Source organism: Gimesia chilikensis, assembly GCF_008329715.1.
In the GTDB taxonomy this organism is placed as follows: Bacteria; Planctomycetota; Planctomycetia; order Planctomycetales; family Planctomycetaceae; genus Gimesia; species Gimesia chilikensis.
This window is the reverse complement of sequence record NZ_VTSR01000005.1, coordinates 390,294-411,562: the sequence shown is the minus strand read 5'-3', so window position 1 is coordinate 411,562 and position 21,269 is coordinate 390,294. Positions and strand designations below refer to the sequence as shown.

Sequence of the window (21,269 nt, the reverse complement as noted above, 5' to 3'; positions counted from 1 at the left end):
ATGTCAACAGTCCTGTTTGCTCTGGCAATCTTTGCCCTGGCCTTCGCGGGGATGGCCGTTGGTGTGATCTTCAGCAACCGGTGTATCAAAGGCTCATGTGGCGGTCTGAACAACATCGAAGGAGCCGAAGGCTGCTCCCAGTGCGGTGGTTGCTCTGTTGGTGACAAGATGAAAGAGCACGACCACGCGACGGCCGCCGGCTCCTGTGCTGTCGAGGAAGAAGACACCAGTCTGACCTCCGGCGCGAAATAGTCTGATCGCTTCAATCGGCTTACTATCGTCAGTCAATGACAGCTCCCTCATAAAATCCGCCGGTAATTTTCAAGATTTTTACTGGCAGTTCGAATCAGATGTGAGACAATACAGTCAAAAGTGGATTCCACCCGCAGGGGAAGCGCTTTTGTGGAACATCACATTTGAAATGAGAGCGGCGTAAGTCGCACTCGGAAGAGGAGTTTAGCATGTCATCTGCCGATCAACCGGGCCAGCCGGATCCCGTTTATATTCATACCGAAGAAGCATCCACGGAACAGAACCAGGCCGAACAGGCCGACTCTACCTATTCAGAATCAGCACAGTCCGAATCCAGCCAGTCGGAATCGCAGGAATCAACCGAAGGTAAGCGATCTGACTCTACGGGCATTCCGAATTCCATCGAACGGCTGCGCACCGAATTCGATAAGCTGCTGGGTGTCGCTGTCGAGCAGGGAGAACGGGCCCTGGATCGACTGGGCCTGTTTGGTAACGACCCTGTCTGGGTTCCCCGTGTCGATCTGATGGAACTGGAAGAGCAGGTTCAGGTCTATATTGATCTGCCCGGTGTCACTGCCGAAGAGATCAATATCACGCTGGCCGGCAATATGCTGACCGTGACTGGTACCCGCAGCACTGGAACGACAACCACCGCCGGTCAGACCGTGCGGATGAGTGAGCGTCCTTCCGGTCAATTCCGACGTTCGGTACCCATGCCTGTTGCCGTCGATCCGGATAAGGTATCCGCCTCCGTGCAAAACGGAATTCTGAGCATCCAGTTGGATAAGGCTTCGACAGAAAAGCCACGGCAGATTCCGATCAACAGTGCATCCGGCACCAGCTTCTAAACAGGTCAGTCGGCCGGGGGCCGCTCCAGGTTCTTAATCAGGTGCGGTTCCACTGACTGTCCCGAAGTCAGATTCATGCTGGGGGCGACGATCAGTCGATCGCCGGCTTTGATTCCCGTTTTGATCTCTGCTTCGAAATCGTTCATCACCCCCGGTTCAACATCGACAAGCACCGTACGGTTATTACGAACCACGTAGGCCTGCCACTGACCTGATCCGTTGCGGAACAGTGTCGAGCGGGAAACCTTGACCACATCCGGTTTGATGTCCGTATAGATTTTCACCCGCACCCGAAAGTCGGTGCCCAGAGTCCGCTGCTGCTGTTGCAGCTGTTTGAAGATGTTGCGGTCAAAGCCGATGATGACCTTCACTCGCTGCTGCTCGACGCCCAGCGAAGAAATCTTGGTAAAGCCCTTGGGGTAGATCCGTTTGACCTTTCCCTGCACGGGATCAGGACCGATGGCGGGACCTTCGATATCGACGGGCGAACCGACGTGGATGTTGCCCACGTATTGAGAGAGGACATCGGCTTCGACTTCGAGATCATCCAGCTGACCGAGCTCGAGCAGGATTTCGCCGGCGGGCAGCGTACGCTCGTTGGAGAAGTGTTTCGCCAGCACGGTTCCATCGATGGGGCTCCGCATCGTGGCCCGGTTGCGGTCGCGCTGTAACTGCTCAAGCTGAGACTCTGCTTCTTTCTTCTCTTCCTGCAGGACTGCTTCGGAGAGGACTTTCTTCTCTTTGTATTTCTGAATCGAAATTTTGCCAATCTGCATCGCACTTTGAATGGCCTGCAGGGCCCGCCAGGTGAGAATGTCTTTCTGGTAATCGATTTCACTCTGTTTTTTGAACAGGTCTGCTTCACTGAGTTCACTGGCCGACAGTGCGTTCTTTTGAAACAGCTGATACTTGCGATCGTACTCGTCCCGCGCGTAAGTCCATTTGGCTTTACTGGCATCCTGCTGTTTGCTGGCGGCTTCGACGGTGAGATTCATCGATTTGAGGAACTCATCGAACTGGTCGAGCGAGTTGTCTTCCAGGCGATTGTCGGACTGTTCGATGATTTTGCGGGCATACTGTTCCACGCGGTAGCGGGCTTTCGCGACTTCGGCATCCAGGTCGGATGTATCCATCTCCGCGATGACCTGTCCCTGGGTGACCTGTTCATCTTCCTGTACGGTAATGGGCATCACCCGCCCGTTGAGCGGCATGGCGATGCGGTAGATGCGAGGCAGGCTGGTCTTGGCGCGTTCTTCGATGAACGCCTTGACGGTGCCTGTCTCCGCGGCTGTGACATCCACCGGTTGCGGCGCTTCGCTGAAAAGATAATACAAACCCAGCACCGCCAGCAGGCCGACTGTGATCAGGATGGATTTTCGGGACATGGTTATTCCTTTACATTCAACGCCTGGAGCCAGTCCATTTTCTGAATGGTTTTCTGGACCGGCCAGTGTGAGATCAGTGTAAACAGGATGCCCAGGACGACCGTCATTACCCAGCTCAGCATGTAGATGGTAAATGGCATGCGGAACAGTTCGGTATCGTAGGCGATGTTAATGCCTTTGGAAGCCCAGTAACCGGCAGGCAGCCCCAGCAGGATGCCGGGCAGATTAACAGAGAAACTTTCGCGGAGGAAGATCGAGCCGACTTCGCCGGGAGTGTATCCCAGTACCCGCAGCGTGGCGATTTCCTGTTGACGTTCGGAAAGCGAAATCAGCGACGCATTGAGAATGCTGCCGAAAAAAATCAGGCAGGAGAAGACGATCACCACGACAATCATCACGATCATCTGGTCGACGAGTACTTCCTGCAGTTTGTCTTTCTGATCGCGGATGGAATTTACCGTCTGTATCGCCGGGACCTGTTTCAGTTGTCGATAGATTTTCCGCGTCACTTCCGGTCGGGGATTCGTTTTGAGCTGCACGCTGGTCAGCGAATCGGCTTCGCCCATCAAACGGTTCAGGTAATGGAAGTCAGCGTAAACGGTCAGCCCCAGGTAACTGTCAATGATTTTCATGACGGGGACCTGGCGGGGATTGCGATCGCCGGAAACGGGAATCATGCGGATCGAGTCTCCCGCCTGGATGTGCAGAATGTCGGCCAGTTTGCGTGTGACCAGTAAACCGGTAGGGGGGACTTCAACCCGGTTCCCCTCGGTATCGCGGGGAATGGTCAGACGCGCGTCACGCAGAATGCCGGTGATGCCGGTTTTCTTTTCGTGGATGCCGTTTTGCAGGGTGCAGCCAACCTGGAACAGCGGTTCTGCATAATCGACTCCCTGGATCTGTTGGGCTTCGAAATACGCGGAGTAGTCGTGGTCGTCTTTGAAAGTCAGGTCGATATCACTGAGCAGCAGCTTATCGTATTGAAAGTTGAGTAGCGCAAAGGCAGAGTCGTACATGGAAAAGGTAACCAGCAGCAGCATCGCCCCGACGGTCGCGGAAAGCAGTCCGCCAATGGTGCGGGTTCGATTCCGGAAGATATCGCGCAGTACCATTTGCCAGCGGAAGTCGAGCGCCTGCCAGAAGACGTGAATCCGTTCCAATAGAATCCGCCGGGCCCGTAGCGGCGGTTTGGGCCGCATCGCTTCCGCCGGTGAGAGACGCACGACAGTACGGACTCCTCGGAATGTTCCCAGCACCGCAAAGAAGACGCTGATCATCATGCCCAGCAGAATCACACGGGGATACATCTGATTGGTCAGTGAGGGGAATTCGAAAAAGTTGCGATACTGAGCCGTCATGGCTCCGGCCAGGGAGTAGCCCAGCAGGGTTCCCAGGATGCCTCCCGCCACCCCGATCAGCAGACCAAACTGAATGAAGTGCCGAAACATCTCCTGATTGGAATAGCCCAGGGCTTTGAGGGTTCCGACCACGGTTCGCTGCTGTTCGGCCATGCGTGACATGAGCAGATTCAAAGCCAGGGCCGCGACAATCAAAAAGATGGTGGGCAGAATAGTGGCGCTGATTTTGAGACCGTCGATCTCATTTTTCAGGAACCAGTGCGAGGACTGCTGCGAGAGCGGGGTCGTGGAAAAGACGCCATAGTCTTCCAGTTCGAGTTCCAACTGATCCAGAATCTGGCGGACGCGGTTAGGGCTCTGGTACTGCGGGGCGAGGTGTCCCAGGATCTGGTTGGCTGCTCCTTCAAATCCGAAAACATCTTCCGCGTAGTCATGTTTCAGGTAGAACACACCGTAACTTTCTGGTTCTGGCACGAGCCCGCCAGGACCGATCAGATAGACGAATTCCGAGCTGATGGCGGTACCGACGATCAGCAGATCCTGCAGACGGTTGTTGAGAATCAGCTGAATGTGATCACCGGGCCGCAAGTTATGCGCACGGGCGAACGCATCGTTGACGATGACCTCTTCCTGTCGCTGATCGGTGAAGTAACTGCCCTGTTTGATGACGATGCTGTTGATCGGTGCGTTTTCATGTTCGGGCAGCGAGACCGCTTTTCCGGAGAGAGGTTTTTCGACGTCCTCAAGTGAGGCGGTAACTTCAAAGACAATGCGCGGCAGGACATTGGTTACGCCCGGCGTTTGCGCGATCGCCTCCAGGTCTCCCAGGGGGACCTTCTTGAGTTCGATCGAGAAGTCAGCCATGTGACAGAGTCGGTAGTAGTTCTGCCGGGAATACTCGAGATTATCGTAGGTCGAAAACATGGCGATGAAACAGCCGATGCCGACCGCGATAATACTGATGATGGCAATCAGAACCCCGCGGGCCGCCAGTAGTTCTCGCAGTAATTTCCGGTGCAGCACTTTCATTACCAGGTAACCTGCTCAGCGGAAATGGGATGCGGATTCGGACGGGCCTCTGCGATGGTGCCTGAGCCGATGCGGACCACGCGGCGGGCCATCTGTCCGATGGCCGAGTTATGAGTGATGATCACAACGGTCTTGCCCAGCTCACGATTCAGGTCAGCCAGGACGCCCAGGATTTTGCGTCCTGTGGATAAGTCGAGAGCTCCCGTCGGTTCATCGCAGAGCAACAGTTCCGGCTGTTTGACCAGGGCCCGCGCGATGGCGACTCTTTGCTGTTCGCCCCCCGAAAGCTGTGCAGGGAAATGCTCGGCGCGGTCTGAGAGTCCCACCAGCTCCAGCGCTTCATCGGGGGACATGGGGTCGGCACTGATGTCGGCGGCGACAATGACATTCTCCCGCGCGGTCAATGTCGGCACGAGGTTGTAGAACTGAAAGACAAAGCCGATGTTTTCGCGACGATAACGCGTGAGCTGCTGCTCGTTAAAACGGGAGACATTCTGTTGCTGAAAGTAGACTTCGCCCTCTGTCGGCGTGTCGATGCCTCCCACGATATTCAGCAGGGTGCTCTTTCCCGAACCGGACGGACCGACGATAACCAGAAATTCCCGCGCATAAATCTCAAGGTCCACATGGTGCAGCACCGGTACTTTCACATCGCCCGTCGTGTACGTTTTCGAAATCGATTGCAGCGAGAGCAGGACTTCCTGTTCTGCGGCAGAAGCGGGGACGGAATTCATTTCAGAAGCGGGCATGACTGTGATCTCGGAACAGGTAAGAATTCAAGAGGTCATCTGGCAGGGGGCGTCCCTTTGCCACTCTGGATGTACTGATCCCGCTGCTCGGCGTATTCTTCAGCGGTGATGGTGTCTTCTTCCAGATCCGTGATCTTCCCGGAATCTTCGGCGGCCGCTTTTTCGTATTCGGCGAAATAGCGTTTCAGGTAAGGGACACACCAGCCACAACCCGTGCCTGCCCCGCCGCATTCACTCAATTGACTGGCCCGGCGGGGGCGATGAATGCGAAGATGGTTGATGATTTTGCGTTTACTGATATGAAAACAGTAACAGACTTTGTCGTCGAGTTTCACGTGCAGAGCTAACTTTGGTTAAGCCCGCTGACGGGCAGACTGGTTCGCGACAAGGCGAACTTGATTTACGGCGCGGGAGGACTTCAGGAGCCTTCCGCTCTTTCAATGTAAATCTTATTTGATTTGACAGAGAATGTCAGTGCCGCTTCACTCAATATTTGCGTCAGCAGGCGGGAGAGGTTTGTGTTCTTCTGCGAGAACGAGACCGGTGTTTCGAGTAACCGCGGATCGTTTTTGACATTGTCGGCAATCAGAAATTTGGTGTCGAGCATCTCTTCGAACTGCGAGATCAATGTGCTCAGCGGTATTTCTTTGGATTGACGAAACTCGAGAATCGGGATTTGCAGGGCGACCGTTACGTCGGTCGCGGGAACCGCTGGTTCGTCCTGAGGATCCGGTTTACGTGCCACCAGCGGCGGGATCTGTTTCGGTTTGACGGCGATCAGGGTCTGATGTGCAAACTGATCGGGCGCTGGTACTGCTGGAACAGCAGGAGCTGCTGGCTCTGGTACACCGGGCTCTGGCTCCGCAGCGACTTCGGGGAGCAGTGGCTGATCTGCTGCTGGTTCCTGGTTATCGTCTGCTTTGACACTCGCATCGATTTCAGGTTGAGGGATCGTGGGTGATTCATCGAACAGAATCATCAGCAGAATCGCCAACCCTCCGGTGCCGGCCACGATCCAGGACAGCAATACGGGACTGGCTGCCAGGTATTTGAGACCCTGGCGAATTGATGTCAGTGCGGCAGTCGTTTTCAGAGCCAGCGGTGACGGGCCCTGGGGGACGGGCTCTGATTCAACGGGAGAGAGTGAGAGCGTTCCTTCTTCAGCAGCCGTGATTTGCAGCGGTCGTTCACAGTCGGGACAGTGGAAGCGGGTGCCAGCGGTCTGTCTGCCGCGCATGCGGAGCGCAGCACGACAGTGTGGACAATGAAAGGTGGTGACATCCATGGGTAATCACCCCGACTACGAGTCCGATAGGGAACTTACGGCTTCGGTGGAAACGCGAAGATCGTCAGGTTGTTGTTCTTCGCATAGGGTTTACTGGTGATCGTGGCAGTTTTTTTACCTTCATCAATCACCAGACATAACTGATCCTGATCTTTCACATTGAAAATCGCCTGAATGGCATCCAGCCCGGAAACCATTCCGAGGTTCATGGTCTGGGGCATGTTTTTCGTATAACCAACCAGCTTGAGGGCTTCCCCATCGAGTTCGATATTGGTTTTGGTTTCTTCGCCGATATAAGCAAAGGCTTCCTGCAACGGTGTACGGCGGAAGTCGACATCAACTTTCATCTTCAGACGGTCGACTACCTTATCCGGCAGTTTGGGACCGGTGGGCCGTGGTTTGACTTCGACGTCGAAGTTGGTCCGCGTCGATTCATCCCAGGTGAGCAGGCTGGCGAGTGCCAGGTTGGGGGCGGCCCGTTCGGGCAGACTGCTGACAAGCTGTGCGTAGCGTTCGCCCGTTTTTTCGTTGTTGGCCATACTGAAGGCTTTGAGCATGGCAGGATAACGACCAATTACTTTCCGGCTGCCGACCGTGCCCGGATTCATTTTTCGGACCCCTTCGAGCATGTCGTGGGGCAGCTGGTCGAGTTTGTTCTTGAGATTGTTCGCCAGCTGTGGGGGGCGGATCATCGTGTTATTGCGGAAAGTGAATTCCGAATAGAAGTCATCGGGATTCAGATGCATGCTCCAGGAGATGGTTTCTACATCATCCCCGACCCAGTCCAGAAACTCATTGAGGAAGGGGTGTGCTTTTTCGGGGACGAGGACATCCTGCTGACGGCGGACTTCATCGGGATCGAAGACCAGTGTGAGGTGACGGTCCCGGTCGGACTGTTTCAGGATCGATTCAATGCCCGGGGAAGTGCTGCTTTCAAACTCGCGGGCATCTGCCATCTCGGCGGCGCGATCTGCACCCGGAGGGCCAATCACGTAAGTGTTTTCGTCGACGATCATGTAAGAGTTCTTGCCTCCCGAGTATACGGGAAAGCTGTAGTCATCCAGCCGCTGTCCATCAAACTGGGCGATCAGCGCCGAACGTTTGATAGGTTCGACGGGACGAATCACCGCTGCATATTCGGGTGGAGCACCGGGGGAGCCCAGGATCAGACAGATGGTGAGTTCCTTGATCTGTTCCGGTTCCAGCATGCAGATGTCTTTAATTTTCTGTCCGGCCCAGATGCCCAGCGGCCCGAGACAGGCACGGAATTCTTCTCCCTGAGAACCAGGTTCCCAGAGGGCAGCGGGGTGCATGTGAATCAGCACACGGGTGCCTGCGGGGACGTAAAGTAGTCGAATCGGCTCGCCGGATGTCGGGCTGGCCGCGACTTCTTGTTTCTGGCTGACAGCGGGAGTGACGGGAGCCGCAGGCGTGGCATTGTTAGTCTGTGGTTGAACCGGGGCCGCCGGTTTAGCGGTCATGGACTGCTCAACCTGTGGCCAGGCGAAGTAACCGCCGATGCCGACGACCAGGAGTAAGCCGATTACCGAGACGATGGTGATGTTACGACGCTTGGCGTTTTTGCGGCGCAACTCACGCATGCGGGCAACGCCGGCATTCTCAGATGATTCGACGGCGATGTTCGGGAAGCCACCGGCTGAATCGCCGCCGCTTGACTCATTGGTGTTGATTTGCGGAGTTCCCGTTGCTGCGGGAGCGGAGCCCGAGGTATCAATCTGCGGGAACTGACTCTGTGGTTGAGGCGGTGTGGGAGCAGCCGGCTCAATGGGTTCATCGGGAACCCATTTCGCAGACGTACCGACGACGGGAGTCTTGGGTTGCGCGAGATCTATTTTGACTTCTTCAATTTCCGCAGAAGAGGGCGGAGGTGTTATTTCTTCAGGTCGTTGTTGGGCGGGAGGGGGCGTCGGCTCCGTGGAAGGAGCTGCAGACGAAGAGCTGGAACTCTGGACCGCCGCCGTTTCGGGCAGCTGCAGGACAAATGCGTGCTTGCAGTTCGGACAACGGGCTTTTTTGCCGAGCAGACTTTTATCGCGGAGTTTGAGCTTTTTTTTGCATTGCGGACAAGGAACAGCGATGCTGGTCATGAATCGGCCTGTAAATTCGTATTTGCGTAAAGTGAATCTGAATAAGGGTTAAGGGTGTGCCATAACGCCGCAGAGGGAGCAGCTCTCTCCTTTATCATACGTTTTGTCACGGAGTGCTGCCAAGTCTTTTTGAAGCTTGTTTTCGATTAACCCGGGTTTCGTGAATTGCGGACATCGATCGCCATCCTGTCACGAGACGGGGCAGGAAAAGTCGGGTACTGCCGAAGATACTGTTTGAGGAGCGTTGGGTAGAGGCTTAGCCGAAGAGGCCTTTGATCACAGCGCCGCCATCGACGAGGCGAACGGGGCGACCGATGGGGGTGTGCAGTTCCATGTCGGCGTTGATGCCCATCGCTTTACACATGGACTGGAAGAGGTCTTCGACCTGTACCGGATTTTCAGTGATCTCCTGGCCGTTCTCATCGGTTTTACCGATGGCCTGTCCCCCTTTAATGCCGGCACCCGCCATCAGGAGATTGAAATTACGAACCCAGTGATCGCGTCCGGGAGCAGGGGGGCGGGCATTGATTTTCGGGGTCCGACCGAATTCTCCCATGCAGAGGACGAGCGTTTTCTCCAACAGTCCCCGAGACTTGAGGTCGGTGAGGAGCTGAGACAGCCCCTGATCGACATCAGCCGCGCGGCGCTCCATATTGCGGAAGATGCTGCTGTGCATGTCCCAGCCTGTACTGCGAACTTCGACAAAGGGGACACCGGCTTCCACCAGGCGGCGGGCGACCAGCAGTCCCTGGCCCAGTTGATTTTTACCATAAGCGGTCTGCATGTCTTCGGATTCCCCATCGAACTCAAAGGCTTTGAGGCGGGGGGACGTCATCATCAGGCTCGCTTTCTGATAGAGCTTGCTCTGCTCCTGCACGAGTGCTTCGGCGCCGGCCTGGGCGAAATCACGCTCCTGCTGGCTGAGCAAAGCGAGCCGTCGCCTCTGGCGGGCAGCGGAGGCATCGCTGGTGACGTTATCGGGCAGCTGACCGGGACGGTCGATGATGAATGGAGCAACCTGCACACCCAGAAAACCGGAGCTCAGCGTCTGTCCGATGCTGACGAAATTGGGGATGTCGGAATTCGGATCTCCCAGTTCGCGGGCGACGACAGAGCCGAAGTGCGGGAACTTCTCGATCCCCAGCATGCGATGTCCGGTATGCAGATGATAGGTGCCCCGTTCGTGGGCCGCTTCTTTACCGGTCATCGAGCGAATGAGGGCGACGTCATTCATGACGGACGCGATCTTGGGCCAGTAGTGGGCGATTTCGATACCCGGAGTCTGCGTCTGGATTTTCCTGGTCTCGCCTCCATTGGGAGATCCTGGTTTGGGGTCCCAGGTTTCCAGCTGACTGGGGGCACCTGCCAGCCAGAGTAGAATGCAGGCGCGACCCTGCTTTTTCATTTCGGCAGCATTGAGCTGAATCTGACTGAGTAGCGGTGAGCCGGCGACACCGAGAGCGGCGGCCTGCAGAAAATTCCGACGGGTGAACTGCCCGCGGCGATTTAAATTCAGATGGAGGAGCGCATCGGATTGCATGGGGTGATTCCCGTGTTTGAGCTGTCAGCGTTTGGTACGAAATTCGGTGCAGTTAACGAGAACCCAGAGCAGGTCTTCTACCGCTTCGTCCCGTTTTTCGGAGCTTTGCAGGTAGCTGACGTTGCGCTGAAGTTCATCCGGCGTAGGATTACGGGCCAGCACATTCAGATAGAGTGACTGCACCAGTTCCTCGTTCGATGTGATACCCAGCAGTTTCTGTTTGAGTTCACTCTGCGACAATGCCTGCTGGAGTTCCCGCTGATTCATGAGCAGTAGAGCCTGCTGAATCGAGCCTTCCAGGGTGCTTTGGGGCAGAGAGGGATTCATGTCGAAGACGGTGTCGATCTCTTTCCGCAACTGGGGATTTTCGCCGATCACATGCGAGACCGAATTGGCGACCACATCCGGTCGCAGCCGGGAAGGACGGATGGCCGTAAAGAGTTCGGAGGGAGAGTCCATGGTCCGCATTTCCCGCTGATAGACCTGGGAATTCATGATCAGCCGAAAGACCCATTTCGGGTCAAAGTCCTTGTAGCGGAAGTTAGCCGCGATGCGATTGACGATCGGCTTGTGAACGACATCGCCGTCCGGTCCCAGGCTGTCTACGTCGTAGAAGCCATCGCCAATCAGCTCACTCCAGATACGGTTCACGTAAGCGCGGGCGAACCAGTAGTTCTGAGGATTGTAAGCGAGGTAAGCGGCAATCGAGACGCGACGGGCATCGGACTTCATGTTTTCATAAGGTTTTTCACCGAGCAGGAAGCGGGGTTTCACTACGGTGCTGACGGTGGGGTCTTCCTGGGAGGGCATCTTGTAGGTGTAGGGGTGAAAGAAAGCGGCGAGTTCGTGGAACTGAATTCGCTTCCAATTGTCAAAGGGATGATCGTGACATTCAGCACATTGAATACTGATGCCCATGAAGATGCGGGCCGTTTCAGAAGCCAGCTCGGTCGATTTGTTTTCGCAGGCGAGGACGAAGTTGTTGGGCCCGTAATCCTGACCGTAATCGTTCTTTTTCTTCTTGTTTCGTTCGGGAGTCGCTGAAATCAGCATGACCGTGATGTAATCCCAGGGGGCGCCTTTACGGAATTGTTCTGCGAGCCAGTCTTCGAGCGCTTCGGGATTAACCCGCCGCTTGTTGGCTTCACTTTCGTAGAAAATGACCGAGGTCCAGTAACGGGCCCATTTACGCGCGTATGCTTCTGTTTCAAGCAATTCATCAATGTAGTCAGACCGTTTATTTGAATTCTGATCAGCAACGAACGTTTTGATTTTTTCGGCGGAGGGCAAGGTGCCGGTCAGATCGAGTGAGGCACGACGGATAAAGGTTTCATCGTCGATCAGTGGTGCCGCCTGGGAAATAGTGTCTCCCAACTCCAATGCGAGTGCTTTGTCGAGGTCCTGCGAGCTGAAGCTCACGCGACTCCCCTGCCGAAGCGTGGGCATGTTCTGCCGAATGTAGCCGAGCAGCTGCATCTTCTGTTCCTGAGTTTTCAGGGGAGGCAGATTCAGCGGGGGGAGCTTCTTTTTGGTGTTCTTGCGGGGTGCTGCTGAAGAAGTTGCCAAAAGCGTCAAACAAATCAATGCAACGAGAGTGATCCATTGATGAGGACGCTTGCGGAGAGAACTGGAACCACGCTGCAACATGAGATTACCCGCTATTCAGAGAGAATAAGCTGAAGTTTCCAACTGAGATACTTCAAATGCAGAACGCACGAAATACGTACTAATATTAGACAGGGATGCTGGAGACAGTGTACTTCGGGCTCGGAAACCGCTGAAACCAGCACCTTTTATCGTATCTGTCTGCGAACAAAGGTAAAGAGATCTTGATGGATTCACGACAGCTGACGGTAAGAAATTTATTCATTTCAATCCATATGTACACAAGATGGGCTTGAAGAGAGTTCCGCGACAGGGTGGTGTACAAAGTGGTTGACAGAACGGAAAATCGTATGTATACTATTTTTAAAGACAGGGTGTCGGCTTCGGAATGTGAGCTATCTCACACATTTTTGTAATTTTTGGGAGTCCCTGGGAGTTCAAATCGTATTGTTTTTAAGGAGTAAGGGGCTCTCGTCAGTATGGAGGTAAATTACGCGTCACTTTTGTAAGTGTTTGATAATAAACAGGATACCGTTCGTTTTGAGTGATGGAATCGGGTTTAAAGGGCAATCTGCAGGTGAATTCCAACTTTCTTTGGCTAAAATAATTTATGTGTGAACTTTTTACTCTCAAATTCGTCTTTTCATACGTAGAAGAGATGAAAACCCGGAGACAACATTGTGACGGACACGCTGGGTTTCCCGGAACATTCATAAAAGAGGGTGGGGAATAATGATCAGTTCAAAATATAACAATCCGGCCATGAAGCAGCTGGCAGATCAACAGGTGAAGTATGCACCTCACGATGTCAAGCTGGCGCAGATGGACCGTGCAGAAGCGCTGCTCACAGAGATTGATCTGGAGCAGGAGTATCAGTACCCGGAAATCTGCAAACAGATCACCACATATCGCTCCGAGATCTACCCGGACCTGATGATCAACGGCAGCGACGTCATGCATGATGTGCGGTGCTTCATTGAGGACCTGTCCGAGAGCGCTGAAATTGACGTCGAAGACGTGGAAGAAGACGTTTTCACCGTCCAGGATCTGAGTAAGAAGTTCAACATTTCTACCAAGACTGTCGACCGTTGGCGCGATAAAGGGCTGGTCAGCCGCCGCTTCCGGTTTAATGGTCGGATGCGTGTCGGGTTTCTGAAATCATCCGTGGATCGTTATTTGCAAAACAATAAAGGCCATGTCGCCCGCAGCATGAATTTCAGCCAGTTGAGTGACGAAGATCGCGAAGAAATTTTACGCCGCGCCAGACGACTTGCCCGGTATGGGGGCTGCCCCGCCGAGATCAGTCGTCGTATCGCACGGCACATGAATCGTTCACCAGAAACGATTCGTTATACCCTGAAAAATTTTGATCGGGAGAATCCAGAATTGGCGATATTTCCGAACGCACCAGAAAAGATCACGGATCAGCAGAAACGTGATATCTACAACAGCTTCCGACGGGGCATTCCCGTAGATAAGCTGGCGCGGCGTTACTGCCGGACTAAGGCCAGCATCTATCGGATTATCTCCGAAGCACGGGCAGCGCGCCTGCATGCCCAGACCATCGATTACATGCACAGCGACGAATTCGATCAGTCCGGTGCGGAAAAGGTCATTCTGGGACCGGCTCCGGAAGTCGATAAGTCGAATGAGAAAGTACGTACGCCTCCCGGGCTGCCTCCGTACCTGGCCAGCCTGTACTCCATTCCGTTGCTCACGCGGGAAGAAGAGGCTTATTACTTCAGAAAATTAAACTTCCTGAAATACAAGGCGGCACAGATTCAGGAAAAACTGGATCCGAATCGCCCTAAAGCCCGGGACATGGATCAGATTGAGAAGCTGCTCGATGAAAGCACGGACGTTAAGAACTTCCTGATCCGCAGTAACCTGCGACTGGTGGTTTCGATTGCCAAGCGGCACATTCGTCCGGGCGGTAACTTCTTCGAAATGGTCAGCGACGGCAATATGTCTCTGATTCGTGCCATCGAAAAATTTGATTACACCAAAGGTAATAAATTCTCGACCTACGCCAGCTGGGCAATTATGAAAAACTACGCCCGGTCAATTCCGGCGGAATACAAGGTCCTCGACCGATTCCGTACGGGGAACGACGAACTGTTCTTTCAGTCGACTGATGAACGGGAAAGTCAGTACCGGGAAGAGTTAATCAACCAGAAGCAACATGCAGTTATCATGAGTATTCTGGACCAGCTGGATGGTCGGGAAAAGGACATTCTGATCTACCGTTATGGTTTGAATGCCCGCAATGAACCTCAGACACTTGAACAGGTAGGCGATCGCTTCGGAGTCACGAAAGAACGGATTCGTCAATTGGAATCCCGTGCTCTGAAAAAACTGCGACGGATTACCCAGGTGGAACGGGTGGAAATCCCGGGAATATAAAAGCAGGCTCATCAGTTCCGGTTTACTGGATCTGTTAGTGAGTTCTCCCCTTGAGCAGGCATGATTCTGTGAAATCATGCCTGCTTTTTGTATGCGCTGTGAACCTGTGCGCCGGTTTTCTGTCTGGATTGCAGGCCTTTCGAGCTTTGTTCATTGAACTTGAGGAGGCAAGTCAGTAGGCTGTGAAACCCATGGACGAAGCGGCGTTTTCTGCCGATCTGAAAACAGATTCCAATGAGTTGGAAAATCTTAGACCGCATAGGCATAGAGCATTAAGAAAAGATAACAATTTTTTCTAATCAGCCTGTCGTTCTCACTTGCAAGCAGGTCTCTGATTGCTATATTGAGCTGCTTACTGAGTTTCGGCGGGGAAAGTACCTCTTTAGCCAGGCGAGTTGTTCAGGTTCATGAGGCTTGAAGCCTGCTAGTTTAGTCTCAGTTTGACAGGCTAGCGTAGCTCAATCGGCAGAGCATCGGTTTTGTAAACCGAAGGTTGTGGGTTCGATTCCCACCGCTAGCTCTTTTAGTTGCGATTTGAGGCAGTTTTATAATTTAAATTGTTGCCAGATTACAACTTGTGACTTCCAGCTTCGGCTGGTTGGGAGGGGGAATTCCCGAGCGGCCAAAGGGGCCAGACTGTAAATCTGGTGGCTACGCCTTCGCAGGTTCGAATCCTGCTTCCCCCATTCAAAAGGATTGGAAGTGACTGAGTCACGTAAAATTAGACGCGGGTGTAGCTCAATGGTAGAGCCCCAGCCTTCCAAGCTGGTCGTGAGGGTTCGATTCCCTTCACCCGCTTTTGAATAGAAACGCGTTTCGGTTTAATTCTCAAAAATTGCTGCTGTGGCTCAGTCGGTAGAGCGCGTCCTTGGTAAGGACGAGGTCATGGGTTCAAGTCCCATCAGCAGCTTTTTGATTATCGTTAAATGTGGTTCTCAGGAGGTGTGTGCCTCTTGCGTGCGAGGGGTGACTCCTGTTTTTACCTCGCTAATTGTTTTGTTGGTTTTATTGTTCAGGTCCTCGAGTGCGGGCCTGAAAAAGGGGTTTTAAAGAGAGATGGCTAAGGAAGTCTTTGAGCGAACAAAGCCGCACGTAAATGTTGGTACGATTGGACACATCGACCATGGTAAGACCACTCTGACTGCGTCACTGCTCGCAGTTCAGGCTCACAAGGGTCTTGCTGAACTCAAGAGTTATGCTGATGTTGCGAAGGGCGGAACCGTTCGTGACGAAACCAAGACTGTGACGATCGCTGTGAGTCACGTGGAGTATGAAAGCGAAACTCGCCACTACGCTCATATTGACTGTCCCGGTCACGCGGATTACATCAAGAACATGATCACCGGTGCTGCCCAGATGGATGGTGCGATCCTGGTTGTGTCTGCTGCTGATGGTCCCATGCCCCAGACTCGTGAGCACATCCTGCTGGCTCGTCAGGTTGACGTGCCTGCTCTGGTTGTCTTCCTCAACAAGTGTGACCTGGTTGATGACGAAGAGCTGCTCGAGCTGGTTGAAATGGAAATTCGTGAGCTGCTGAGCAAATACGGCTTCCCCGGCGATGACATTACCATCGTGCGTGGTAACGCTAAGGGTGCTCTGGATAACCCCGGCGACGAAAAGTTCAACGCCTGCATTGGCGAGCTGATGGATGCTCTCGATGCTGACATTCCTGCTCCAGAGCGTGAAGCAGACAAGCCATTCCTGATGGCGATCGAAGACGTGTTCTCTATCGCTGGTCGTGGTACCGTGGTAACCGGTCGTATCGAAGCTGGTAAGATCAACGTTGGTGACAAGGTTGAAATCGTCGGTCTGCGTGACACTCAGGAAACAACCTGTACCGGTGTTGAAATGTTCCAGAAGACTCTGGATCAGGGTCTGGCCGGTGACAACGTTGGTATCCTGCTGCGTGGTACCAAGAAGGAAGACGTCGAGCGTGGTCAGGTTCTGGCTGCTCCCGGTTCCATTCCTCCGCACACCAAGTTCGAAGGTCAGGTATACGTGCTGAGCAAAGAAGAAGGTGGTCGTCATACTCCGTTCTTCAACGGATATCGTCCTCAGTTCTACTTCCGTACCACTGACGTAACCGGTTCAACCACGCTGCTGGGTGGCGCAGAAATGTGTATGCCTGGTGATAACGTTGAAGTTGAAGTTGAACTCGGTAAGCCAATCGCTATGTCCGAAGGTAGCCGTTTCGCGATTCGCGAAGGTGGTCGTACCGTCGGTTCTGGTGTGGTTACCAAGATCGTCGAGTAGTCGAACGATCGCTTCGGTTTGAAGATAAGTGGTGTCCACCCTGTTTTGGCAGGGTGGACATCTTCAAGTTACAGTTGATTTGTGAAATTGATGTCCGTGGGGACTGAGGGCTGTTATGGCACGTGAATATGTTTGGTTAGAGTGTACTGAGACTGGTATGAGAAACTATCGGGTCAGTAAGGAGACTCGCGGCACTGAGCGGCTTTCATTGATGAAATACTGCCCCAAGCTGCGGCGTCACACATTGCACAAAGAGTCGCGCAAGAAATAAGGCTTGCTGACCGGGATTTTGTGAGCTGGTGTGCGTTGTTTCGAGTTACTTCCGGTGGTCAAATCTGTTTGGTCAGTTCAATGTTGTGGACGGGTGTAGCTCAATTGGCAGAGCACTGGATTCCAAATCCAGCGGTTGGGGGTTCAAGTCCCTCCGCCCGTGTTTATGAAAGTTTTACTGTTGATGTCGACTTTGGCTGAATGGGTTTCGGTCGAGTGTCGGCTCAGGAAAACAGGTTTGCGGTTCCAGTGGTTCACACCATAGGTATCTGGTAGTTAGTAAGTCGGTCTCATGGCTAAATCCAAAACGGAACAAGCATTTTCTGCCACTCTGGTTAGTGGTGGTTTATATAAAAGGAATCAGGGGCGCCTGGTGCGTCAGTTGACTGCGATCGGTCTGGTGGCCGTGGCGATTTTTGGCGCCTATTCGCTGTATAACGTATTGCCCCTGGGGATGTCTGCAGGGCTGCAGAAGGGAATTGCGGTCGGAGTGGTCGTGATTTCCGCATGGTTGGCATACCGTCTGGTGAATTTTCCCCGGTTTGCTGACTTCCTGATTTCGGTGGAAGCCGAGGTAAGCAAAGTGACTTGGGCAACCAAGGAGCAGCTGTGGCGTTCAACGACAGTCGTGATTGTGGTCATGTTTCTGTTGGCGTTTCTGCTGCTGGCATTCGATTTGTTCTGGCAGGCCCTCTTCCAGTTGATCGGCTTTCTCAGGATTTGAAGCAGGACGTGGCCGGCATTCAGCGAATAACAGAGATTTTTTGATCTCTGCTTCTTGAATAAAATGGTCTTCCTGCTCATTATGGGCGATTCCGGTTTTGGCGGTCTCTTTGTTTGTCGCATTCGAGTAAAATCAGGGCTTTTGTTGTCGTCGAAGGTCTGATTGAAGGTGTCTCATGAGTAATGATTCGGGTTCTGAACCAACCTCTGAAAATTCGGAGGGATCAGAGAAGCGGCAGTGGTACGTACTGAAAGTACAAAGCAACCGCGAAAAATCGATTCGTGATGCCCTGTTGCGGGGAATTAAGCGGGACGGCCTGGAAGAGTACTTTGGGGAAATTATCATCCCCACAGAAAAAGTAGTTGAAACAAAAGGTGGTAAGAAACGCGTTTATGAACGCAAGCTCTATCCTGGTTATCTGATGATCCAGGTGGAGTTGAATGATGACAGCTGGTATCTGGTGCGGTCAACGAATGGCGTTGGCGACTTTACCGGGGCCGCTGGTCAGCCGATTCCGATGCAGGAACATGAAATTTCCCGCATGCTGGGTCGTGAAGAGACCAAGGAAGAAACACCTGTCAAAATTAAGCTGGATTTCCAGACAGGCGATGTTGTCAAAATTAAAGATGGTGCGTTTGAAGGCTTTGAAGGCACGATTGATGCCATTGATGAAGCCAGTGGTAAAGTGACGGTTCTGATTGAGATCTTCAGCCGTCCAACACCTTCAGAGCTGGAATACTGGCAAATTGAAAAAGTGTGACGGGTCTCCTGACTCGGCATTAAAAAGATATATTTGATTCACCTGTTTATAAAGTGTTTTGAAAGTCGGTCAAAATGGCTAAGCAGCTTGTTGCAGAAGTAAAAGTTCAGATTCCCGGTGGTCAGGCTACCCCGGCTCCTCCAGTTGGTACAGCTCTGGGTCCACACGGTGTCAACATTGGACAGTTTGTGCAGCAGTTCAACGAGCGTACCAAGGATATGGCGGGAACGACTATTCCTGTTGTGATCAGTATCTTTAACGATCGTTCTTTCGACTTTGTTCTGAAGAGCCCTCCGGCTGCGGTTCTGCTCAAGCAGGCTGCTCAGGTTGCTAAAGGGGCAGGGAACCCTAAGAAGAACAAGGTCGGCAAAGTGACCGTTGATCAACTGAAGGAAATCGCCAAGACCAAGTTCGAAGACCTGAATGCACCAAACATCGATCAGGCTGCCAAGATTATTGCCGGAACTGCCCGCAGCATGGGCATTGAAGTCGAAAAATAATCTGAAACGGGCGGCAGGCTGCCCTTAAGTACTATCAGATTTCATCAATACAAACAGCACGTTTACCGGATAAAAGAGTCATGGGAAAACAATCCAAGCGAACAAAGCATTACAATGAAAAGCTGTCAGGTCTCGGCACTGTCAGTCTGGAAGAGGCTGTAGGGGCGCTGAAATCGCTGGATAGCGATCTGCCAGCTGCTATCAAGCCGGTCAAAATGGATCAGACTGTAGAACTGGCTGTGCGTCTGGGTGTTGATCCCCGCCAGGCAGATCAGCTGGTGCGTGGTTCCATTATTCTTCCACACGGAATTGGTAAAGCACAGCGAGTTGTTGTGTTCGCCCAGGGCGCCAATCTGGAAGCTGCCGAAGCTGCTGGTGCAGATGCCGCTGGTGGTAAAGATCTGGCTGACAAAATTAAAGGTGGCTGGCTCGACTTCGACGTTGCGATCGCCACTCCCGACATGATGGGTGTGGTTGGTCCGCTCGGTCGTGTGCTTGGACCCCGCGGTCTGATGCCTTCACCACGTGCTGGTACAGTTACCCAGGATGTGGAAACTGCAGTGAAAGATTACAAAGCTGGTAAAGTCGAATTTCGTGTCGACGCTGGTGGAAACGTGCATTGCCGGGTTGGCAAGATGTCGTTTGAACCAGCTCAGTTAATCGAAAATATCCAGGCGATGCTGAAGTATCTGGACAGCTTGCGTCCTTCTTCAGTCAAAGGTGCTTATGTGAGAAACGTCGCCGTTTCGGCAACCATGAGCCCGGGGATTTCTGTTGCCCTGTAATGGGGAGCGTCGAATCCTGACAGATTTTATATAACATCACATATTGCTGTTTTCGGCGTTTAACAAGCTGGAAGAGATCCAATGAGTAAATTTGTAAAAGAAATGATCATCTCGGAGATTGAATCCCAGATCGGCGATGTCCGCGACTTCGTCGTGATAGATTCTGCAAAAGTGGATGCGATTACTGATAACAGTTTCCGCATCAAACTGCAGGAAAAAGGGCTCTCTGCTCTGACAGTCAAGAACTCACTCGCTCGACGGGCGTTTGCCAATAAAGGCATTGAGGGGTTGGAAGAGGTTCTCAAGGGACCTTCAACTCTGGTCTGGGGTGGCGAGGATATCGTTGAGCTCTCTAAAGAGATGAGCAAATGGGCTAAGGAAATCCAGGAGCTCGACATCAAGGGTGGTCTGACAGAGGGAACCTCTCTGTCCACTGATGATGTGACCAAGCTGAGCAAGAGCCCTGGTCGTATGGAACTGATCGCAGACATTGTCGGTCGAATCCTCGGACCTGGTTCACAGCTGGCAGCGACACTCAAAGGGCCAGGTGGAACCGTGGTCGGACAGATCAAGTCGATCGCCGAAGGCGAAGAAGGATAGACGGCCGGTCTGTCTCTCCCTGAGGCGGATATTCAAAAATTTGTAGCAACGACCGTAGTGACGTAGCGGCGTTGATTTGATTTACACTATTGAGAGATTTTTTTTACGCATTCGTGCGAAAGGAAAGAGAAGATGGCGACAGCCGAAGCAACAACTGAATTTGGTGAAGAAACCAAAGAACTGGGCGACAAAATTGCTGGTTTGACTCTGCTCCAGGCTAAAGAACTGGCTGATTACCTCGAAGAAGTTCATGGAATCAAAGCTGCAGCCGGTGGCGCCGTCATGATGGCTGGCCCCGCTGGTGGTGGAGACGGTGGCGGTGAAGCTGCTGAAGAAAAGACTGAATTCGACGTCATTCTGACCGGATTCGGCGACAACAAGATTCCGGTTATTAAAGTCGTTCGTGGCGCCACAGGCCTCGGTCTGAAGGAAGCCAAAGAACTGGTAGAAGGTGCTCCTAAGCCGCTGAAAGAAGGCGTCTCCAAGGAAGATGCTGAAGCTCTGGTTAAGGAAGTTGAAGAAGCAGGCGGTTCCGCTGAAGTTAAGTAAATCGTCGCTGAGGAAAAAGCCATCTGGATTTAACCTGTGCTGAAGCTTGCTTTGGCACAGGTTAGTCTTGTGTTACTATGTACATTTATATGGTTTTTTTCTGCGTGCAATTGAAGTGTGCTGTTTGACAGTTTAGAATAAAAGCCTGCAGGTTGCGGTGCGATAGTATGTCGTTGCGCAGGCTGGCTTTTTTGTTTATTGTTATTCAGGACTACCTCACTTGGTTGCATGTCCTTGTTGCTGATAGATTTGTTTCCTTTAGTTAT

Annotated in this window: 19 protein-coding genes and 5 tRNA genes; 16 read left to right on the top strand and 8 right to left on the bottom strand. The window is 52.9% G+C overall.

Annotated features, from left to right (window positions below):
• Complete coding sequence (locus FYZ48_RS05940) at positions 1 to 252, top strand: (Na+)-NQR maturation NqrM (RefSeq protein WP_145192543.1); 252 nt, start codon at positions 1 to 3, stop codon at positions 250 to 252.
• Positions 253 to 461: 209 nt separating this feature from the next.
• Entirely contained in the window at positions 462 to 1,100 is a 639-nt protein-coding gene (locus FYZ48_RS05935) for an Hsp20/alpha crystallin family protein (RefSeq protein ID WP_149338439.1), read from the top strand.
• Positions 1,101 to 1,105: 5 nt separating this feature from the next.
• Here the strand turns inward: FYZ48_RS05935 and FYZ48_RS05930 are convergent, their stop codons facing one another.
• The 8 genes from FYZ48_RS05930 to FYZ48_RS05895 form a co-directional block, all read right to left on the bottom strand.
• Positions 1,106 to 2,485: an efflux RND transporter periplasmic adaptor subunit gene (locus FYZ48_RS05930; protein WP_149338437.1), complete on the bottom strand. Its 1,380-nt coding sequence runs from the start codon at positions 2,483 to 2,485 to the stop codon at positions 1,106 to 1,108.
• Positions 2,486 to 2,487: 2 nt separating this feature from the next.
• Complete coding sequence (locus tag FYZ48_RS05925; RefSeq protein WP_149338435.1) at positions 2,488 to 4,872, bottom strand: ABC transporter permease; 2,385 nt, start codon at positions 4,870 to 4,872, stop codon at positions 2,488 to 2,490.
• Positions 4,872 to 5,621 carry an ABC transporter ATP-binding protein gene (locus FYZ48_RS05920; protein ID WP_149338433.1) on the bottom strand — a complete coding sequence of 250 codons (750 nt, stop codon included), beginning with the start codon at positions 5,619 to 5,621 and terminating at the stop codon, positions 4,872 to 4,874. The genes FYZ48_RS05925 and FYZ48_RS05920 overlap by 1 nt, the downstream gene beginning before the upstream one ends.
• A 35-nt stretch (positions 5,622 to 5,656) precedes the next feature.
• Entirely contained in the window at positions 5,657 to 5,956 is a 300-nt protein-coding gene (locus tag FYZ48_RS05915; protein ID WP_145045021.1) for a (2Fe-2S)-binding protein, read from the bottom strand.
• Between the two features lie 83 nt (positions 5,957 to 6,039).
• Entirely contained in the window at positions 6,040 to 6,906 is an 867-nt protein-coding gene (locus tag FYZ48_RS05910) for a hypothetical protein (protein WP_149338431.1), read from the bottom strand.
• A gap of 35 nt (positions 6,907 to 6,941) precedes the next feature.
• Positions 6,942 to 9,014: a hypothetical protein gene (locus FYZ48_RS05905; protein ID WP_149338429.1), complete on the bottom strand. Its 2,073-nt coding sequence runs from the start codon at positions 9,012 to 9,014 to the stop codon at positions 6,942 to 6,944.
• Between the two features lie 256 nt (positions 9,015 to 9,270).
• The gene (locus FYZ48_RS05900) at positions 9,271 to 10,554 is read right to left on the bottom strand and encodes a DUF1501 domain-containing protein (protein WP_149338427.1); all 1,284 of its coding nucleotides are present in this window, start codon (positions 10,552 to 10,554) and stop codon (positions 9,271 to 9,273) included.
• 24 nt (positions 10,555 to 10,578) lie between these two features.
• The gene (locus FYZ48_RS05895; RefSeq protein ID WP_149338425.1) at positions 10,579 to 12,201 is read right to left on the bottom strand and encodes a DUF1549 domain-containing protein; all 1,623 of its coding nucleotides are present in this window, start codon (positions 12,199 to 12,201) and stop codon (positions 10,579 to 10,581) included.
• Positions 12,202 to 12,891: 690 nt separating this feature from the next.
• Here FYZ48_RS05895 and FYZ48_RS05890 point away from each other — a divergent pair.
• From FYZ48_RS05890 to rplL, 14 genes are all read left to right on the top strand, one after another.
• Entirely contained in the window at positions 12,892 to 14,562 is a 1,671-nt protein-coding gene (locus FYZ48_RS05890; RefSeq protein ID WP_145045011.1) for a sigma-70 family RNA polymerase sigma factor, read from the top strand.
• Positions 14,563 to 15,009: 447 nt separating this feature from the next.
• Positions 15,010 to 15,082: transfer RNA gene (locus tag FYZ48_RS05885), tRNA-Thr, on the top strand.
• 84 nt (positions 15,083 to 15,166) lie between these two features.
• Positions 15,167 to 15,248, top strand: a tRNA-Tyr gene (locus FYZ48_RS05880).
• A gap of 41 nt (positions 15,249 to 15,289) precedes the next feature.
• A tRNA-Gly gene (locus FYZ48_RS05875) sits at positions 15,290 to 15,360 on the top strand.
• 39 nt (positions 15,361 to 15,399) lie between these two features.
• A tRNA-Thr gene (locus FYZ48_RS05870) sits at positions 15,400 to 15,472 on the top strand.
• Between the two features lie 146 nt (positions 15,473 to 15,618).
• Entirely contained in the window at positions 15,619 to 16,815 is a 1,197-nt protein-coding gene (gene tuf, locus FYZ48_RS05865; protein WP_149338423.1) for an elongation factor Tu, read from the top strand.
• Between the two features lie 115 nt (positions 16,816 to 16,930).
• Entirely contained in the window at positions 16,931 to 17,086 is a 156-nt protein-coding gene (gene rpmG, locus FYZ48_RS05860; RefSeq protein ID WP_144980952.1) for a 50S ribosomal protein L33, read from the top strand.
• Positions 17,087 to 17,175: 89 nt separating this feature from the next.
• Positions 17,176 to 17,248: transfer RNA gene (locus tag FYZ48_RS05855), tRNA-Trp, on the top strand.
• Positions 17,249 to 17,458: 210 nt separating this feature from the next.
• The gene (gene secE / locus FYZ48_RS05850; RefSeq protein WP_232102070.1) at positions 17,459 to 17,809 is read left to right on the top strand and encodes a preprotein translocase subunit SecE; all 351 of its coding nucleotides are present in this window, start codon (positions 17,459 to 17,461) and stop codon (positions 17,807 to 17,809) included.
• 175 nt (positions 17,810 to 17,984) lie between these two features.
• Positions 17,985 to 18,569 (top strand): transcription termination/antitermination protein NusG, encoded by a 585-nt coding sequence (nusG, locus tag FYZ48_RS05845; protein WP_145045005.1) that lies wholly within the window; start codon positions 17,985 to 17,987, stop codon positions 18,567 to 18,569.
• A 74-nt stretch (positions 18,570 to 18,643) separates the two neighbouring features.
• Positions 18,644 to 19,069, top strand: a complete 426-nt coding sequence (gene rplK, locus FYZ48_RS05840; protein WP_149338419.1) for a 50S ribosomal protein L11 — start codon at positions 18,644 to 18,646, stop codon at positions 19,067 to 19,069.
• Between the two features lie 80 nt (positions 19,070 to 19,149).
• Positions 19,150 to 19,854 carry a 50S ribosomal protein L1 gene (rplA, locus tag FYZ48_RS05835; protein WP_149338417.1) on the top strand — a complete coding sequence of 235 codons (705 nt, stop codon included), beginning with the start codon at positions 19,150 to 19,152 and terminating at the stop codon, positions 19,852 to 19,854.
• 81 nt (positions 19,855 to 19,935) lie between these two features.
• Positions 19,936 to 20,454 (top strand): 50S ribosomal protein L10, encoded by a 519-nt coding sequence (gene rplJ / locus FYZ48_RS05830; protein ID WP_149338415.1) that lies wholly within the window; start codon positions 19,936 to 19,938, stop codon positions 20,452 to 20,454.
• A gap of 132 nt (positions 20,455 to 20,586) precedes the next feature.
• The gene (rplL, locus tag FYZ48_RS05825; RefSeq protein ID WP_145044997.1) at positions 20,587 to 21,003 is read left to right on the top strand and encodes a 50S ribosomal protein L7/L12; all 417 of its coding nucleotides are present in this window, start codon (positions 20,587 to 20,589) and stop codon (positions 21,001 to 21,003) included.
• Positions 21,004 to 21,269 lie beyond the last annotated feature (266 nt).

Excerpts from the sequence above, each read along its gene's own strand:
- FYZ48_RS05940 (WP_145192543.1), top strand. The coding sequence starts at position 1 with ATGTCAACAGTCCTGTTTGCTCTGGCAATCTTTGCCCTGGCCTTCGCG.
- FYZ48_RS05935 (WP_149338439.1), top strand. The coding sequence starts at position 462 with ATGTCATCTGCCGATCAACCGGGCCAGCCGGATCCCGTTTATATTCAT.
- FYZ48_RS05930 (WP_149338437.1), bottom strand. The coding sequence starts at position 2,485 with ATGTCCCGAAAATCCATCCTGATCACAGTCGGCCTGCTGGCGGTGCTG.
- FYZ48_RS05925 (WP_149338435.1), bottom strand. The coding sequence starts at position 4,872 with ATGAAAGTGCTGCACCGGAAATTACTGCGAGAACTACTGGCGGCCCGC.
- FYZ48_RS05920 (WP_149338433.1), bottom strand. The coding sequence starts at position 5,621 with ATGCCCGCTTCTGAAATGAATTCCGTCCCCGCTTCTGCCGCAGAACAG.
- FYZ48_RS05910 (WP_149338431.1), bottom strand. The coding sequence starts at position 6,906 with ATGGATGTCACCACCTTTCATTGTCCACACTGTCGTGCTGCGCTCCGC.
- FYZ48_RS05905 (WP_149338429.1), bottom strand. The coding sequence starts at position 9,014 with ATGACCAGCATCGCTGTTCCTTGTCCGCAATGCAAAAAAAAGCTCAAA.
- FYZ48_RS05900 (WP_149338427.1), bottom strand. The coding sequence starts at position 10,554 with ATGCAATCCGATGCGCTCCTCCATCTGAATTTAAATCGCCGCGGGCAG.
- FYZ48_RS05895 (WP_149338425.1), bottom strand. The coding sequence starts at position 12,201 with ATGTTGCAGCGTGGTTCCAGTTCTCTCCGCAAGCGTCCTCATCAATGG.
- FYZ48_RS05890 (WP_145045011.1), top strand. The coding sequence starts at position 12,892 with ATGATCAGTTCAAAATATAACAATCCGGCCATGAAGCAGCTGGCAGAT.
- tuf (WP_149338423.1), top strand. The coding sequence starts at position 15,619 with ATGGCTAAGGAAGTCTTTGAGCGAACAAAGCCGCACGTAAATGTTGGT.
- rpmG (WP_144980952.1), top strand. The coding sequence starts at position 16,931 with ATGGCACGTGAATATGTTTGGTTAGAGTGTACTGAGACTGGTATGAGA.
- nusG (WP_145045005.1), top strand. The coding sequence starts at position 17,985 with ATGAGTAATGATTCGGGTTCTGAACCAACCTCTGAAAATTCGGAGGGA.
- rplK (WP_149338419.1), top strand. The coding sequence starts at position 18,644 with ATGGCTAAGCAGCTTGTTGCAGAAGTAAAAGTTCAGATTCCCGGTGGT.
- rplA (WP_149338417.1), top strand. The coding sequence starts at position 19,150 with ATGGGAAAACAATCCAAGCGAACAAAGCATTACAATGAAAAGCTGTCA.
- rplJ (WP_149338415.1), top strand. The coding sequence starts at position 19,936 with ATGAGTAAATTTGTAAAAGAAATGATCATCTCGGAGATTGAATCCCAG.
- rplL (WP_145044997.1), top strand. The coding sequence starts at position 20,587 with ATGGCGACAGCCGAAGCAACAACTGAATTTGGTGAAGAAACCAAAGAA.